15 protein-coding genes are annotated in these 15,835 nt (G+C 46.7%); 9 read left to right on the top strand and 6 right to left on the bottom strand.

Annotated elements, in window-relative coordinates; translation table 11 throughout:
• Position 1 precedes the first annotated feature (1 nt).
• The 6 genes from gspJ to MHN00_RS08675 all read left to right on the top strand — a co-directional run bounded on the left by gspJ (position 2) and on the right by MHN00_RS08675 (position 5,631).
• Positions 2 to 628: a type II secretion system minor pseudopilin GspJ gene (gene gspJ / locus MHN00_RS08700; RefSeq protein WP_014951312.1), complete on the top strand. Its 627-nt coding sequence runs from the start codon at positions 2 to 4 to the stop codon at positions 626 to 628.
• Positions 625 to 1,671, top strand: a complete 1,047-nt coding sequence (gene gspK, locus MHN00_RS08695) for a type II secretion system minor pseudopilin GspK (RefSeq protein ID WP_239300923.1) — start codon at positions 625 to 627, stop codon at positions 1,669 to 1,671. Before gspJ ends, gspK begins: the two co-directional genes overlap by 4 nt.
• The gene (gene gspL, locus MHN00_RS08690; protein ID WP_239300922.1) at positions 1,671 to 2,870 is read left to right on the top strand and encodes a type II secretion system protein GspL; all 1,200 of its coding nucleotides are present in this window, start codon (positions 1,671 to 1,673) and stop codon (positions 2,868 to 2,870) included. The genes gspK and gspL overlap by 1 nt, the downstream gene beginning before the upstream one ends.
• Complete coding sequence (locus MHN00_RS08685; protein ID WP_014977776.1) at positions 2,867 to 3,346, top strand: type II secretion system protein M; 480 nt, start codon at positions 2,867 to 2,869, stop codon at positions 3,344 to 3,346. The genes gspL and MHN00_RS08685 overlap by 4 nt, the downstream gene beginning before the upstream one ends.
• Positions 3,343 to 4,098: a type II secretion system protein N gene (locus MHN00_RS08680; protein WP_168463161.1), complete on the top strand. Its 756-nt coding sequence runs from the start codon at positions 3,343 to 3,345 to the stop codon at positions 4,096 to 4,098. The genes MHN00_RS08685 and MHN00_RS08680 overlap by 4 nt, the downstream gene beginning before the upstream one ends.
• A 99-nt stretch (positions 4,099 to 4,197) precedes the next feature.
• Entirely contained in the window at positions 4,198 to 5,631 is a 1,434-nt protein-coding gene (locus MHN00_RS08675) for a YdgA family protein (protein ID WP_239300921.1), read from the top strand.
• 58 nt (positions 5,632 to 5,689) lie between these two features.
• Here the strand turns inward: MHN00_RS08675 and MHN00_RS08670 are convergent, their stop codons facing one another.
• The 4 genes from MHN00_RS08670 to yrfG form a co-directional block, all read right to left on the bottom strand.
• Complete coding sequence (locus tag MHN00_RS08670) at positions 5,690 to 6,745, bottom strand: MBL fold metallo-hydrolase (protein ID WP_239300920.1); 1,056 nt, start codon at positions 6,743 to 6,745, stop codon at positions 5,690 to 5,692.
• A gap of 231 nt (positions 6,746 to 6,976) precedes the next feature.
• Positions 6,977 to 8,365: an NAD-dependent succinate-semialdehyde dehydrogenase gene (locus tag MHN00_RS08665; RefSeq protein WP_014951319.1), complete on the bottom strand. Its 1,389-nt coding sequence runs from the start codon at positions 8,363 to 8,365 to the stop codon at positions 6,977 to 6,979.
• A gap of 280 nt (positions 8,366 to 8,645) precedes the next feature.
• Positions 8,646 to 9,191: an inosine/xanthosine triphosphatase gene (yjjX, locus tag MHN00_RS08660; protein WP_014951320.1), complete on the bottom strand. Its 546-nt coding sequence runs from the start codon at positions 9,189 to 9,191 to the stop codon at positions 8,646 to 8,648.
• A 13-nt stretch (positions 9,192 to 9,204) separates the two neighbouring features.
• Positions 9,205 to 9,918: a GMP/IMP nucleotidase gene (gene yrfG, locus MHN00_RS08655; RefSeq protein WP_014977781.1), complete on the bottom strand. Its 714-nt coding sequence runs from the start codon at positions 9,916 to 9,918 to the stop codon at positions 9,205 to 9,207.
• Positions 9,919 to 9,989: 71 nt separating this feature from the next.
• Between yrfG and nudE the strand changes: the two genes are divergently transcribed.
• The 3 genes from nudE to MHN00_RS08640 all read left to right on the top strand — a co-directional run bounded on the left by nudE (position 9,990) and on the right by MHN00_RS08640 (position 12,114).
• Positions 9,990 to 10,553: an ADP compounds hydrolase NudE gene (nudE, locus tag MHN00_RS08650; RefSeq protein WP_014951322.1), complete on the top strand. Its 564-nt coding sequence runs from the start codon at positions 9,990 to 9,992 to the stop codon at positions 10,551 to 10,553.
• A gap of 3 nt (positions 10,554 to 10,556) precedes the next feature.
• Positions 10,557 to 11,402 (top strand): 3'(2'),5'-bisphosphate nucleotidase CysQ, encoded by an 846-nt coding sequence (cysQ, locus tag MHN00_RS08645; protein WP_014951323.1) that lies wholly within the window; start codon positions 10,557 to 10,559, stop codon positions 11,400 to 11,402.
• A gap of 127 nt (positions 11,403 to 11,529) precedes the next feature.
• Complete coding sequence (locus MHN00_RS08640; protein ID WP_014977782.1) at positions 11,530 to 12,114, top strand: YceI family protein; 585 nt, start codon at positions 11,530 to 11,532, stop codon at positions 12,112 to 12,114.
• 113 nt (positions 12,115 to 12,227) lie between these two features.
• Here MHN00_RS08640 and mdoH read toward each other — a convergent pair whose 3' ends face one another.
• Positions 12,228 to 14,219 (bottom strand): glucans biosynthesis glucosyltransferase MdoH, encoded by a 1,992-nt coding sequence (gene mdoH, locus MHN00_RS08635; protein ID WP_239300919.1) that lies wholly within the window; start codon positions 14,217 to 14,219, stop codon positions 12,228 to 12,230.
• A complete protein-coding gene (locus MHN00_RS08630) occupies positions 14,200 to 15,825 on the bottom strand; it encodes a glucan biosynthesis protein G (RefSeq protein WP_239300918.1) in 1,626 nt (541 codons plus the stop codon). Before MHN00_RS08630 ends, mdoH begins: the two co-directional genes overlap by 20 nt.
• Between the last annotated feature and the right edge of the window lie 10 nt (positions 15,826 to 15,835).

Below are 15,835 nucleotides of genomic sequence, written 5' to 3'. Positions count from 1 at the left end.
CATGCAGCGCGGATTCACGCTTATCGAAATACTGATTGCTATGGCCATATTCACCCTAATTGGGCTTGCATCGACAGGTCTACTTACCACAGTTATCGACAGCAATGATATTTCAGAAGAGCGTTTTGCAAAACTTCAATTATTGCAGCGTGCCATGATCACGATTGAGCGCGACCTTCAGCAAGCCGTGCCTCGTGCAGCGAGGGTTAACGGCGAAAAGCAAGACGTGGTCATGTCTGGCGGTGAAACCGACGACAGTGACGATGACGGCATTGGTTTTGTACGCGGAGGGTGGCACAACCCTCAGTTAATGTTGCCACGAAGTACCCTACAGTTTGTCGCCTATAGACTTAGAGAAAACAAACTGGAGCGCCTTTACAGCAACTATGTGGATAACGTCATAGGCTACGAGCCCAAAGTCCGTGTGCTGTTAGAGGATGTAGAAAGCTTAAAAATTGAATTTCTTGCCACCGCTAACAGTAGTTCCTTAGATGAAGACGAAGACCTGTCGTGGAGCGAAAGTTATAAAGGAGCTGCACTGCCGCGCGCGGTGGCCATTGAGTTTGTCAGTAAAGACTTCGGAAAAATACGCAGAGAATTTACCTTAACTACGGGTGAATCGTCATGACAATCAAGAGTACTCAGCGCAAGTCGATTAATCCACCCGCTAAGCAGCAAGGCGTGGCATTAATGATTGTGCTCATGATAGTAGCCTTGGTTGCGGTATTAGCCACAGAAATGGGTACACGCTTGCAGCTTCAGGTGCAGCGTACGATGAACTTAAAAGACAACAATCAAGCCTACTGGTACGCCATGGGAGCCGAGGCTTTTGCGCGTAAGTCTATCCAGTCTTTGATAGAAGAAAGCCCGAATGTGATTTCTATAGATCAGCCTTGGGCACAAGAATTCAGCTATCCTTTAGAAAACGGTGGTTTAACCGCTAACTTAGACGATTTGCAAGCGTGTTTTAATTTAAACGCGATTACGTCTGGCAGTGCAGGAGGCGCGGGCAGTAACAGCGGTAATGGCAGCAGTGGGACGAGTAACACCACGGAAGCCATGGACGCTTTTCACACTATGTTGCTATCACTTAGCGTTGACGGGTTAGACAACTACACCGCAGATACCTTACGGGACAGTCTAGCCGACTGGGTAGACGAAGATGACAGAATGCGCCCTTACGGTGCGGAAGACAGCGAATACGAGTCCAGAGAGTTTCCTTACCTTGCGGCTAATGGACCACTGGCATCAAAAAGCGAATTGCGTATTATTAACGGTGTATCACCACAGTGGCTAGACGCATTACTGCCATTAGTTTGCGTGATCCCGGATTACAATGAGTTGAAAATTAACGTCAACACATTAGAAGAAGAAGATGCACCATTACTTGCAGGCCTAACGGGGTTAGACATTCAGCAGGCCGCAAGTTTGATTAGCAGTCGCCCGCAAAACGGCTGGGACGATACCAATGCATTTTTAAGCGAGCCCTCTATTCAAGCGCTTAATTTAACAAGCACTCGACAAGATTGGTTTTCGGTTAAAACTGAATATTTTATGTTGCATACAAAAACACAATACAACAAAGCAACCTTTAAGCTTTCCACCGTGTTTCACGTTAATGCCGATACCGGCGTTAGTATTGTGAATCGCGAGTTTGGGGGAACCTATTGATGGAACAACTCTTGGTGCGTTTAGGCGCCAACCATACAGACCCAATTAGCTGGCTCGTTTATTCGCGAACCGAAGATGAAATTATTGCATCGGGCGAGCTGCCTAATGCAGAAGCCTTATCTTCGCTGACCGAACGTGCGGGACAACGAAGTGTTATTGCCTTAGCGCCTAGCAGCGAAATTTTACTCAAATGGGTTGAGCTGCCGCCTAAAGCTGGCCGCAAGATCATTTCTGCCATCCCGTATATGCTAGAAGACGAGCTTGCCACTGACATTAGCCAGCAGTTTTTTGCGATCGGCCCTAAGCGAGGCGATGAGCAGGCCGTTGCAGTAGTTAGCCATGAAAAGATGGAGCTGTGGCAGTCTTGGCTTAGCGAGGCAGGGTTATTCTGCGACACCATTATTCCTGATGTACTCGCAGTACCAGTCACCGAAAACGGTTGGTCAGTGCTTACATTAGGTGAGCAGCTTCTCGTTCGACAAGACACATTCAAAGGCGTGCAGGGCGAGGCAACATGGTTACTGCCAACTCTTGTCCATTTTACAGCACAACAAGAAAGCCCGATAACCATTACCAATTATGCGGGTATCGATTTAAGCACTTTGCCAAATATTGAGGAAGCGCAGGCACCCTTAGAGCTGCCTATGCAAGTATTGGCAAAAGAGGCGATACAAAGCAGTTTTAACCTATGCCAAGGCGATTACAAAGTAAAACGCAAACGCAGCGGTGTTCTGAATCAGTGGCGTGTTGCGGCAGTATTAGCAGTGTTAGCGCTATGCACCAGCCTTATCGACAAAGGGTTTTCTCTTTACCAGCTTAAAGCCCAAAATCAGGCGTTAAGCAGTGAGATTAATACCGCTGTCAAAGCGGGTTTCCCCAATATTGGTACCTATCGCAACGTGCGACTGAAGCTACAAAGCGAGCTTGCCAAGTTAGAACAAGGTGGTGGCAGTGCCTCTATGCTTATTATGCTAGACCAGCTCGCTCCGGCTTTTTCAGCCACTGATGTAAAACCGCAAACACTGCGCTTCGATGCCACTCGCACTGAGATTCGCATTCAGGCGCAAGGTAAAAACTTTGAAGCGCTAGAGCAGTTTAAACGTACAGCAGAAAACGCAGGCTTTGTGGTTGAACAAGGGGCCATAAATAATCGTGACAATGGCGTTGTAGGTACAGTATCAGTAAGGAGTACCTCATGAATGCACTCTTAGAAAAGTACAAAGCGCTGACCGAGCGCGAACAAAAGTTAGTACTGGTTTCAGCTGTGCTATTAATAATTGCGCTATTTTATTTTGCGGTATGGTCGCCGCTTAATGCTGCTTTAGATAAACAAAAACAACTTCTCGACAACCAGCAATCCTTGTTGGTTTGGGTAAAAGACAGTGCAGCAAGAGCGCAGCAATTACGCCGCAGCAGCGGGGGTAAACGAACATTCTCTGGCTCGTTACCGCAAGCGGTAAACCGCACTACTGCTCAGCACGACATTGCTATATCTCGTATGCAGCCACAAGGCGACGAGCTTCAGGTGTGGGTTGATCAGGCGCCGTTTAACAGTGTTTTAGAATGGCTCAAAGCCATGGAAAATATGGGCGTGATTATTCTTCAAGCGGATATTGCCGAGGCCGATGCGCCAGGCTATATCAAAATTCGCCGATTACAATTAGGTAAAGCATGAAGTCGAAAGTTAGTTGGATTATAGGCGGCATTATTGCCTTCTTATTGTTTGCCATTGCTTACATGCCTGCTGTTCACGTTATTGGCCGTATTGCGTTACCTAGCAATGTTGCCGTTAGTGGTGTTAGCGGCACCTTGTTTTCAGGCAAGGCGCAAACTGTAGTGGTTAATGGCCTGCCTATCAACAATGTAAAATGGGAGCTTAGTCCCTTACATATGTTGATAGGTAAAATTAAATTAAACCTTAAAGCAGGTAATATTCGCGATAAAAACGACATTGCATTTGAAGGGCCTATTACCACGGGGCTTTTCAGCCAAAAGACTGTCAATACCGAAAACTTCACGCTGTATTTACCGGTAGACCGCGTGCTTGCACAAGTTCGCCTTCCGCTGCCAGTAAATGCTGGAGGGCGCTTTAAAGTGTCGCTTAGTGACTTAACGTTTGGGCCTGCGTGTCAATCGCTAAACGGTACCGGAGATTGGCTAAACGCGACAGTTGCCGGTACACAGGGTCCTATTGATTTTGGCACTTATTCCGCAAAGCTGCGTTGTGAAGGCGATGACATTGGAATACTAGTAAGCGAGCCTAACTTACTAAGCTTGTCGATGGATGCGGTTATCCCTACTACAATGAAAAATATTCGAGTAAGTGGTAAATTTAAGCCTGACGACAGCTTACCGCAAGAAGTCCATCAGGCCGCACGCTTGTTTGGTGCGCCGGATAGTAGCGGCTATATCGCTATTAAGCTGTGATGCATAGCACAAACTATGCGTAGAATTTCTAGGCCACCAACGTACTTCACGTTTGTGGCCAGAGGAACTGGGAACACTTTTTAACAAAGGATTGTAATCATGAACAAACCTCTTCTAGCTGGCGCGGGCGTAACTTTGGTTGCACTTGGCGTTGCCCCTTATTTTATTGGCACTAGCGTTCACGAAAATGTTAACGCCGCCGTAAACGAAATTAACCAACAAGCCGTTTATTCTGCCGAGGTACTTTCGTATGACAAAGGCTGGTTTTCGACAACAGCAGAAATCAAGCTTGCTGTCGATTTTCAAGCGCTAATCAATGCACAGAATGTTGACTCCACTGATATACCAATGGAAGAAAACCCTAGCATTACCGCTACGCTAGTAGCTCATCACGGACCGGTGTACTTTGGCGATGGCTTAGGATTAGGCCGCGTTCACTATACGGTCTCTATTGATGGAGATGAGTTAAGAGAATACGTTCAGTGGGATGGCCAACAGCCAATTTATCGCAACGAAGGCGTGGTTGGTTTGTTTGGTGGACTAAGCTACGCAGACGTTATTCCAGCGCTTAGCGCGACGGCCGAAGAAGAGGGGTTCACACTGCTTTTCTCTGGTTATGCGGGTGAAGCTGAGCCTGATGGTGACCAAACTTTGTATACGTCGTCGGGTGAATCGCTAAGCATAAGTGCAGATGAATTTTCGTTAGAGATGAAAAACCTGTCTATGGATATGAGCTATGATGGCGATATGGTAGCGGCGTTCAAAGGTGACTTATTTGAATCTACTGGTAAGGCGCGTATTGAAAGCATAGAAATTTCTAACATTGAGCCAGGTGCGACAGTTAAGATTGAGAACCTAGCTTTTGCTACTGACGTCAAGATTGACGAAGACAATAACACCGCCAATGTCTACGTAGAATACGCTGTCGACAAAGCCGTGGGCCCTGAGCTTGATGCTACAGACATGGTATTAGGCGTTGCCATCAATAACTTAGATATCGACTTCATTAAGGCCTATCAAGAATTTAGCAACAATTCATTATTAGTGCCTTCTGAAGAAGTGCCAGCCAAAATGATGGAGTTTATTGAAGCTAACTTGCTAACACAGCTTAAAGCTGAGCCTGAGATTAATATAACGAAGCTGAAAGCAACGTTGCCTGAAGGGTCGTTTAACGCTTACGCAAACACGAAATTAGTGGGTATAGATGCACTTCCCGGTACGTTGGAAGACGCCGCTTATTGGGTCACGCATTTGCTGGCTGATGCACAAATCACCGCCGATAAAGCGCTAGCACAGAGTATGGCATCTGGCTATATGATGGGCCAACTAATGGCGACGCCACAAGCACAAAATATGACGGCTGAAGAGCTTCAAGCCGCTGTAGAACAACAGACACCTATGATGCTAAGTACCTTTGCTCAACAAGGCTTAATAAAAGAAACCGAGAAAGGTTACGAGACAAAGCTAACACTAAAAGATGGCGAAGCCAGTGTAAACGGTACGCCTATTCCGCTGCCTTTTGCCCCTCAATAGTAGTTAGAGAACCTCTATAAAAGCGTAAACCGTGTATCGCAAACGGTTTACGCTTACTTTACTCCTGTTCAGACAGGGTAATGTTCATTAAATCTTCAGCGGCATATACTCGACCTTTTGCTACAACAGTAACCGCCTCAGTAAGTGCATCAAGACCCGGTTCGCTACGTTTCATAATATGAGACAACACTATTTGCTTAGCGTTTGACTGCGCGGCAATGTCGATAATCTGAGTCGGCGTCATATGCAAGTTCTTAGCAACCTGACCCGCGTCATCACCAATGGCGTTGTGCAGCACCAAAAGGTCCGCGTTTTTAGCAAAACGAGCAAGGTTTCCTTGTTTATCATTGGTATCGCCTGAAAATACCGCCTCGCAGCCATTGGCCTTGACCTTCCACGCTAATGCTGGAATAGGCCCGTGGTTCACCGTCATTGCCTCAACACTGACGCTATCGTTTACATTGCGTTTAAACGGTTGTTCAAAGGTTGTGGTCCCGATGCTTTTTGTGGATATCGTATAGTCATCTTGGCCTTCTATGGTGTAAGAAGATAGATACTTAAACGCGCCGTTTTTCCCTATTAACGACGACACATAGGCGTTTGTGGACGGCATAATGTCGTTGCCCTCTGGCCCCATTATTATTAAATCCTTCTCGCGATCGGTGAAATACCCACCTTTTACAAAGCTTGGCAAATCGGCGGAGTGATCGGTGTGTAAGTGCGAAAGCAAGATAACTTCTAACGATTCAAACGTTGCCCCCGCAGCGCCAAACTGAACGCTGCTTCCGCTTCCAGCATCTACCAACACGCGGGCGCTGCCATTTACCCAAACCACATAGGCACTAGATGTTCTGCCGTCATCCAATTCAGGTCCACCCGACCCTAATATTTGCACCGAAACGTTATGGCAACCCATAGGACTGGTGCTTAGGACGGCATCGTCTGATGTAGTTGATGGTTGAGACAACGGCTGCGCTAAAGCCGAGAACGATAGAATAGCAGTGGTTGTCATAGCGCAAAAAAACGCAGTTTGTTTTCTACCGCGCTGTTTGTCCTGCCTTGTAAGCCCAATGCCTGATCTTGCATTACTTAACCGTTCATTTATAACCGTCATAACCATCGCCTTATGTTATTCCCTACTCATTAATACACAGATATTTGATTAAAAGACCGTTTGCCCGGACGAAACTATTCATCCTAGTTGACTGTGCACTGTTTTTTCGCCTGACTGTTTTCGATTACATGAGCTTTACTTTGCGACTACTTTAATGAATAGGGCGTACGGCAAAACAAAAAAGGCGAACCCAAGTTCGCCTTTCTTCTCATCGCTTCTTACCGAAGTGCACTACTCGGCCGATTTCTCAGCGACCATGATAGTTTTGATATTGACGAATTCACGCATACCATAGCCTCCGTGCTCACGACCGTAACCGCTGTCTTTCACACCACCAAAAGGTAAGTTTGGTTGTGCCAAAGAGTACCCATTGATATTAACCATACCGGTATCAAATTCATCTTTCGCCAATGCTATTGCTTTGTCGGTATCTGTACTGAAGATACCGCCGCCCAAGCCATAACGTGAATCATTTGCTACTTCCATGGCTTGCTTGTCGTCGCGTACGCGAATGAGCGACGCAACTGGTCCAAATAGCTCATCATCATAAGCGGGCATACCTGGCGATACATCTTCCAGCACCGTAATTGGGTAGAAATAGCCATCAGAGTCTGGAATTTCTCCACCCAGTGATAGCGTAGCGCCGTTTTCTAGCGACTTTTTCACTTGCTCATGAAGTTCATCGCGCAAGTCTTCTCTCGCCATTGGGCCCAAATCCGTGTTTTCGTTTGTGGGGTCGCCAACTTTTAGCTTTTTACACTGCGCCACAAATTTGTCTCGGAATTCTTCATAGACGCTGTCCACAATAACAAAGCGTTTAGCCGCCACACAGGTTTCACCGTTATTAATAACCCGTCCTTGGATACACATTTCTACAGCATGGTCGATATCCGCATCCTCTAACACCAAAAAGGCGTCGTTACTACCAAGCTCCATTACGGTTTTCTTAGACAAGCTTGCAGCTTCCTTAGCCACTTCTTTACCTACTTCGTCACTCCCGGTAAAAGTAACGCCGCGAACGTATTTGTGCTTGATTAAGTCACTTGCCGTGCTGCCATCAATTAGCAGCGACTGGTAAACATTTTTAGGAAAGCCAGCATCTTCGTACATTTGCTGAATGGCTTGCGCCATACCAAACACGTTTTTAGCATGTTTCAGTACCGTGGTGTTACCCGCCATTATGTTTGAGGCGCTGTAACGAATAACTTGGTACAACGGAAAATTCCACGGTTGGATGCCAAGAATAACGCCAATGGGCTGGTACGTAATGATTGCTCGGCCGCCTTCGAAAATGCGGTGTTCGTCTTCCAAAATTGAAGCGCCGTGTTCGGCCGTATAGCGGCATATTTCAGCGCATAGCTGCACTTCTTGCTTTCCTTGCGCGGTAACCTTACCCATTTCCCGTGTCATCAGGCTGGCGAGATCGTCAATTCGCTCTTCCATCAGGTTTGCAAGGTTATTAAATAAATCTGCGCGGGTCTCAAATGACGTACGGCGCCAGTTCAAATAAGCTTCTTGTGAACGGGTAACTGCTTGCTCGGCGTCCTCGGCTGACATCAAATGATAATGATCGATCTTTTCACCTGTAGCAGGGTTGTAGGTATTGATTGTCTCACTCATTGTCACTCTCCTTATTCCGTTTGGTCTGAAGGAAGTGCAACTAAAAAGCCAAGGTGTCAAAAAATATTTTTTAACCTATTTTCAATAATATAGAAGTAACTTGAAGTCTAAGTAATGGATAGTGTCAGAAATGTTCCAGAAAAGATTACCTATCGCAGTAAAGATTTCAGGGCGACCGTTGCGATCGCCTTATCATTTTTCCTAAGTAAGGATACCCTTGCGGTACTCTGTTTGATTAACGGTGTAATGCGCCTTGTTGTACAGCACAAGAGGTTCAACACTAGTCCGTGTATAAGTCAGGGAAATGGAACTTTGCCATAGCAAGCGTTAACGCCACTTCATAAACACTTTGTCGCGAGGCGTGATTAAGAGTAAGCAAACCAATAGCCCCCCCTTTTTGCTTTATGTTTACTGTATCAAAGAGCTTGTCCATAACTGGCCCAAGTTCTTCTCCACGCTGTAGCGCCTGATATACGCTTACAGGAAGAGGCAAGCTTGCACTTCGCGTTACCGACCAGTGACCTTCATGGTATATCGCCACATAGGCAAAGGTAGCAGGACCATCTTCAAATACATCCACACCACCTTCAATTGCCACATACCACGCATCTGTGAGACCACCTTGATGATGAGCAAGCATGGCCTTCACGCGATTAATGGCGCCCAACCGCGTTTCATCTTCATTCATTGGCTGGTCAGGCACGCCGCTTGGTACAGCCATACCCTGAGCGTCGAAATCGTGCTCTAGTGTGTCAGAGAGTGTATTGAGCGCAGCATTAATTTTTACCGGATTCAGCGACCCTACATAAATTGTGTCAGAAACCATGTGCTTTCGTCCTTTAAAAACGTCCTTTCGAAACAGTCCCAACAGGGTTCTGCTTAATATCTTCTAGCATTAAACGGTAATCGCGCACCGCTGGAAACTCACTAATATTGCGATTTGGCAAAGTACTATCAGGGTTATCGACAGCAAGTAAATGTTTAATACCGTATGTCTTTGCCGCATTTAAAATTGGCAGTGAGTCATCGACAAATAAAGTGCGATGGGCATCGAACTTTACCCGTGCCTGTAATCTTTCCCATAGCAGCTGAGACTCTTTGGTTACGCCGAACTCATGGGTAGAGATGAGGTTGTCGATATGTGCGTCAAGCTGGGTATGTTCTAGCTTTAGCGCCAAACTGTTTGGGTGCGCATTGGTCACTAATACCACCTGCCTGCCTGAGTCATGAAGCGCATCGAGGAACGGAATTGTATCGTCACGAAGGGCGAGCAAATGTGCCAGCTCACGCTTCAGCGGCATAAACTCATTTTCTAAGTCCATTTCAAGAGATTCAGCCCAGTAATCTAAGCAATACCATTGAATTTGCCCGAATACTGACTCATATCGCGCAGTCATTTCACGTTGACTCTGCGCCTCTGAAATTCCTCTTATTTGTGCTAATCGTTTAGGCAAATGATGTAGCCAGAACTGGTTGTCGTAATGAAGGTCCAGCAAAGTGCCGTCCATGTCTAACAGTACAGTTTCTATTTCATTCCAGGGCAGAAAGGGCAAGCGATTTTCCTTATAATGAAGTAAGCTAAGAAATTGTATACAAGTATGATAACAAAGTTGTAGCGATAGACATGCCAAAAATTGATCCGAACAAACCGTTACCACAAATTCATTCTCGTGAAATCGTTGCGCAAAGCAAACTCTTTAGGGTAGAACGCTTAGACCTTGAGTTTTCGAACGGCGCCACCCGTGAATTCGAGCGGATGGCTGGCGGAAACAGGGGCGCGGTAATGATAGTGCCTATGCTTGATGAAAACACCATGGTGTTAATTCGTGAATATGCAGCCGGCACACATTCGTATCAACTAGGCTTCCCAAAAGGTTTAATAGACCCTGGCGAAACTGCCATTGAAGCTGCTAATCGCGAACTACAAGAAGAGGCAGGCTTCGCGGCCAATGATCTTGTGGAGCTTCATAAGGTCAGCATGGCGCCCACTTTCTTTAACGCCAATATGACCATTGTTTTGGCTCGAGACTTGTATCCAAAGCAACTTGAAGGCGACGAACCTGAGCCTCTTGAGGTGATTCACTGGCCTTTAGATGAAGCAGATGCTTTACTTGCACGAGAAGACTTTGTAGAAGCACGCTGTATAGCCGCGCTGTTTTTAGCTCAAAAGTGGTTTAAGGAACAATAAACAATGCCCGATGACGCCCATGCCGACCTACTAGAACTTGCGAAAGAAATTGCCATCGAAGCCGGTGAAGCCGTATTAGAAGTATACGATAAAGGGGAGTTTGACGCTTATCAAAAAGACGATGAGTCTCCCGTTACCAGCGCAGATTATTTGGCAAATGATATCATCAACAAGCGCTTACAAGCCGCAACGCCTGATATCCCAATCCTCTCAGAGGAAAACAAACACGCAAGTTTAGAAGAGCGAAAGCATTGGCCTCGATACTGGTTAATCGATCCCATCGACGGAACCCAAGAATTCATTGCTAGAAGCGGTGATTTCGCAGTAAACATTGCGCTAATAGAGAACAATGAGCCGACAATAGGCGTTATCTTTTGGCCGCCAGGGCAGTCGCTATATTACGCCCAGAAAGGCAAAGGTGCGTTTAAGTCATCACCTGATGGCGATCACCCAATAAGCGTACGCAAGCTAGACGACCCTAAAAATAGTGTGGTAATGATTGCAATAAGCCGTCGTCAGTCGAGAGAAAAAGTGCTCAGCAGAATGTGCGCTAAGCGCGTATACCAAACGCTTCCATTGGGAAGCTGTTCCCTGAAAGCCTGTTTTATTGCCGAAGGAAAAGCTGATGTGTTTATGCGCATCGGTATTACCGGCGAATGGGACACTGGCGCATCGCAATGCATTGTCTCTGAAGCGGGTGGGAGTATTGCCGCCGCTAACTTCGAACCTCTTACCTACAATCAGCGTCATTCGCTAGAGAACCCAGATTTTGTGGTAATGGGCGATCAAAGGGTGCCATGGCAAGATGTAGTCCAGTATGATGACTTCGTAAACCCACATCAGCACTAGCGCGTAATAATTTACTTAGCGCAGCGTGTTAACCTACGTATAATAGCGTAGTAATGTTGCTGGGCCACATTACTCTGGTAGTGGTTAAATCAAGCCAGATGGAACCAAAAAGTAAAAGGAGTAACCTATGATGACTACACGTATTCGCACGTTGTCTGCAGCATTGCTCGCATGTGGGCTAGCATTTCCCGCCGCAGCCGATTGGTCAATAGACGGCGAAACAAGTGCACTACACTTCTTATCGACGAAGAATGCACAAGTCACCGAAGTACATAAGTTTGATAGCTTTGATGGTACGCTGTCTGACGGTGGCAAACTTAACGTGGCGGTTGACTTATCGTCAGTGAATACAGCCATTGATATTCGCAACAAGCGAATGCAAGAGATGCTGTTCAACGTGACCAAGTTTGCACAAGCGACATTTGAGGCCAACTTGCCTGAGTCGATGATGAACCTGAAATCGGGCCAAGTTGTTAACGGGAAGGTAGACGGTATTTTGATGTTGCACGGAAAAGCCGTTCCTACGTCATTTGCTGTTAAAGCAAGTAAAGTAAACGACGATACGCTTACCGTATCAACCACGTCACCAACGTTAATTAAAGCAGAGTCTTTTGGACTTGCTGAAGGCGTAGCTGCACTTCAAAAAATTGCAGGGCTTAAGAGCATAACAACAACAGTACCCGTAACGTTTTCAGTTACGTTTACTCAATAAAACATTGTTATTGCCGCCGTCTATCGATAAAAAGCTAGGTGGCACGTGACTAAACGCAATAAAAAACCGCACACATGTGCGGTTTTTTTGTTTTGATATCTACTTTGAGTCCATTATGCGCTGTTAGGAAGCCTGTGGCGCATAGGCAATGGCTTTTGACTTAGTACTTGCTCTGGCATGCTCTGCCACACGTTATCAGGAAGCGCAGGTACTTCTGCCTTGTGCTGTGATATAGCGAAATACCCCATTGCAACGCGTAAACGCTTAAGTGCTTTACACTCATTCACTTCCTGGTCAATGACAAACACGCCCCACTTACGCATGGCTATGCCTAGTTTATCGCTGCTTGTTAAGCGGATAACCGGCGCCGCTAACACCATGCCTACCAATACAGGTAACAACCACATAAATAGCGACGGGGTGAAATAGAAGGTCGTTACGCCCCACGCTACCGCTAGACAGCTCATAATTTGCGTGTGTTTAATTGCAACTTTCCACGGTACTTTGCGCCCTTCGCGCTCTTGCGCTTCCCATTTAACTGAGTGGCCAACAAAAACGCTAATCACAAAATAACTGTGATAGAACATCATTAGCGGCGCGATAAGCACGGCCATAGTTAACTCAATTGCTGCCCCTTTAAGTAGAGACCACGCGCCACCAAATTCGCCGCGACGTTTTATTAAAGCTAAGGTAATACCGAGAAGTTTAGGCAAGAATAGTAAGGCCGCCGTACCCCACATGGTTACCATCATCATGTCTTGGCGCGCTACCTGCCAACTAGGGAACAGCTGGTATTCAGACACGAAGAACTCTGGCACTGACGTGGCGCGAATTAACGCATCTGCTGTGCCTAGCGCCAACATGCAAAATAGTATGAGTGAAGAGATGTACGCAAACGCACCAAATAAGAAGTGCAGGCGGTTTGCCATTTTAAGACCTTTAACGTTCAATAACCCTAAATGCTGTATGTTGCCCTGCACCCATCGACGATCGCGAATCGCGTAGTCAACAATGTTACTTGGCACTTCTTCATAGCTGCCCGTGGTGTCGGTAAGCAAGTAGGCCTGCCAGCCAGCACGGCGCAGTAGGGCGGCCTCAACAAAGTCATGACTTAAAATTTCACCGCCAAAAGGCGCGCGCCCTTCAAGGGTAGGTAGCCCGCAGTGCTGCATAAATGGTGCAATACGAATAATGGCATTGTGCCCCCAATAGTTTGCACTGTCTGTTTGCCAAAACGATAGACCTGTCGCCAACATTGGGCTGTAAAGATGAGCAGCAAACTGCACAAAACGACCAAAGAAGGTGTTTTGACGTACCGGCATTGGAATGGTCTGTACTAACGCCGTATCAGGGTTTTGCTCAATACGACGCGCCAAGTCTTGCATGCGCTCACCGCTCATCACGCTATCAGCATCTAACACAATCATCGACTCGTAGTTTGCCCCCCAGCGTTCACAAAACTCCTTGAGGTTACCTACTTTTCTGTGCAGATTCTGTTCGCGACGACGGTAAAACACTTGGCTAGAGAACGCACCTAAACGCTTCTTCAATCGGGAAAAGGCACGTAGCTCTGCATCCGCTTTTTCCATATCGCGGGTGTCGCTAAGCATGAAAAAGTCGAATTTCGAACTGTTTTCACTTTCCATCAACTCGCGAATACAAGCTTCAAACCCCACCATAATACGGCGGGTGTCTTCGTTATAAACCGGCATAACCACGGCGTGCTTTTGCGTTAATGGCGCAGTAGCATCAGGCTGAGGTTGATTTCTGCGCAAGCTCAACGGGTCGACGTTAAAAAGCTGCAGAAAGAAACCGATAATGCCTGTCCAAAACGCCATACACAACCATGCGAACAGGGTTAGCCCCAACCCCAGCTGTGCAATCTCTAGGTTGGTAAGGCCGTTAGGTAAAAAGATTTCGTACAAACTCCAACCGGCCAGTGCCGTGCTTGGAATAACTAGCATTGCCATGATAAACAAACGCATATGCTCTCCTTTTAAGATGAAATGTGAAGCACGTGCAGTGCCATCACTTTTAACCTGAGGCACGGCTTTAGCCTCGTCCGATACCGCTGCGCAAGCGCGATTATTTTGGTTGGTAGACATAATTCCAAACCTCACTCACACGTTTACCGTCTTTCTCAATGTAAGCGCGCATATCTACCGTCTGCTTTTCTTTCGGCTTAACAAAGAAGGTGGCTCGCCACTCTTGTCCGTCAGCAACGGGGTAAAGTCGCTGCTGAGAAATCGTGCCGTTAGTACCCTGTACCACCAACTTCATCGACTCGTTATCAAAAGTAATGGCAGAAGGCGCGCTGAAGTCCACGCTGAACTGTCGTGTCGTATTTAGACTGTCGTTTTTAAACTCGTCACCCGGCAACACAGCCTTGCCTTGGCGGGTACGTACTACTGAGGCCAGTTCACTGACAAACGGATTTTGTTCTACGGTTTTAAGCTCGTAAGCGAAATACAGTGATTCGCCCGAATTGAATGGCTTTTCAGGCGTCCAAAACGCCACAATATTGTCGTGTATTTCGGATTTAGTCGGAATTTCGACGACTTCTAATCGGCCTTTCTCAAAACCAGCTTCTGGCGTCACCCATAGCCCTGGGCGTATATGGTAATTGGCCTCTGCGTCGAGGTAATTATCCCATTCGCCGTCGCGTTGAAGCATGCCGAATCCTTTAGGGTTTGCGTCGCTAAGTGACGTGACTTGAAGGCGTGCAGGATTAGTCAGTGGACGCCAAATTTCTTCACCAGCGTGAGTTACCATAAGCACACCGTCACTATCATGCACCTCTGGACGATAGTCGTCATGGCGCTTTTCTGTGTTCTCGCCATACAAGAACATACTGGTAAACGGTGCAATGCCTAGCTTGCTCACGTCATCTCTGGCAAATAACCAACTCTCTACCTTAACGCTGGTATCAATATCAGGCTGTATAACAAATTTATACGCGCCCGCTACAGAAGGGCTTTCAAGACGCGCATAAACAGTAATCGGCTTACCCTCACTCGGTTCTAGGACCCAGAACTCAGTGAAGTGGGGGAACTCTTCGCCTTTGGCTAGCGCCGTATCAATCGCAAGACCTCGTGCAGAGATACCGTACACTTGATTTTTACCTACAAGACGGAAGTACGATGCCCCCAAAAATACAGCAAATTCGTCTTTGTACTCTTCGTTCTTGATAGGGTAGTGAACGCGAAATCCAGCAAACCCTGACTTTTCGTCCGTTAGCCCAGCTAACCCCGACGCAGACCCGTCGTAGTTGAACATGTCACTGTTGAACGCTAGGCGTTCAGGCTTATTGCTTTCACCAATAGTGTGGATAGTGACAGGGTATTCATATAAAAAACCCGGGTGAAAAAACTGCAGTTCGTAGTCATTCTCGCCATGCCAAAGACTCTGCTCGGGCTTGAAGCGAATTGAACGATACGTGGTGTAGTCAATTTCTTTAAGCTTGCTGTTTAACCCGTGATCGTCCTGCTCGTAGCTCTCTGTCGCTGACAGGCGTGCAGCATCAATAATTGACTGAAGAACCGGCGATGCTTTTTGAGGCTGATTATCGTCGTTAACCTCAACTGCACCGGCTTGATGAAACGCAAATAATGCGATGACACTGCTCATCGCTAAAAGAAGGTGTGACAGCTTATTGCGCTGACGCACATTCGTTTGTAAATCTTTACCGAAAATCGAAACTGGCTTAGCCATTTGTCCTCTC

It is taken from the genome of Alteromonas sp. Cnat2-8 (assembly GCF_022348355.1).
Classification (GTDB): Bacteria; Pseudomonadota; Gammaproteobacteria; order Enterobacterales; family Alteromonadaceae; genus Alteromonas; species Alteromonas macleodii.
Note: the sequence above shows the minus strand (reverse complement) of the source record. Positions and strands in the feature narration are given on the sequence as shown.

What these genes read in the sequence shown, in the direction of transcription:
- MHN00_RS08640 (WP_014977782.1), top strand. Translation starts at nt 11,530, where the DNA reads ATGATGACTACACGTATTCGCACGTTGTCTGCAGCATTGCTCGCATGT.
- MHN00_RS08675 (WP_239300921.1), top strand. Translation starts at nt 4,198, where the DNA reads ATGAACAAACCTCTTCTAGCTGGCGCGGGCGTAACTTTGGTTGCACTT.
- yjjX (WP_014951320.1), bottom strand. Translation starts at nt 9,191, where the DNA reads ATGGTTTCTGACACAATTTATGTAGGGTCGCTGAATCCGGTAAAAATT.
- MHN00_RS08665 (WP_014951319.1), bottom strand. Translation starts at nt 8,365, where the DNA reads ATGAGTGAGACAATCAATACCTACAACCCTGCTACAGGTGAAAAGATC.
- gspL (WP_239300922.1), top strand. Translation starts at nt 1,671, where the DNA reads ATGGAACAACTCTTGGTGCGTTTAGGCGCCAACCATACAGACCCAATT.
- cysQ (WP_014951323.1), top strand. Translation starts at nt 10,557, where the DNA reads ATGCCCGATGACGCCCATGCCGACCTACTAGAACTTGCGAAAGAAATT.
- MHN00_RS08670 (WP_239300920.1), bottom strand. Translation starts at nt 6,745, where the DNA reads ATGACGGTTATAAATGAACGGTTAAGTAATGCAAGATCAGGCATTGGG.
- gspK (WP_239300923.1), top strand. Translation starts at nt 625, where the DNA reads ATGACAATCAAGAGTACTCAGCGCAAGTCGATTAATCCACCCGCTAAG.
- MHN00_RS08680 (WP_168463161.1), top strand. Translation starts at nt 3,343, where the DNA reads ATGAAGTCGAAAGTTAGTTGGATTATAGGCGGCATTATTGCCTTCTTA.
- nudE (WP_014951322.1), top strand. Translation starts at nt 9,990, where the DNA reads ATGCCAAAAATTGATCCGAACAAACCGTTACCACAAATTCATTCTCGT.
- MHN00_RS08630 (WP_239300918.1), bottom strand. Translation starts at nt 15,825, where the DNA reads ATGGCTAAGCCAGTTTCGATTTTCGGTAAAGATTTACAAACGAATGTG.
- gspJ (WP_014951312.1), top strand. Translation starts at nt 2, where the DNA reads ATGCAGCGCGGATTCACGCTTATCGAAATACTGATTGCTATGGCCATA.
- mdoH (WP_239300919.1), bottom strand. Translation starts at nt 14,219, where the DNA reads ATGTCTACCAACCAAAATAATCGCGCTTGCGCAGCGGTATCGGACGAG.
- MHN00_RS08685 (WP_014977776.1), top strand. Translation starts at nt 2,867, where the DNA reads ATGAATGCACTCTTAGAAAAGTACAAAGCGCTGACCGAGCGCGAACAA.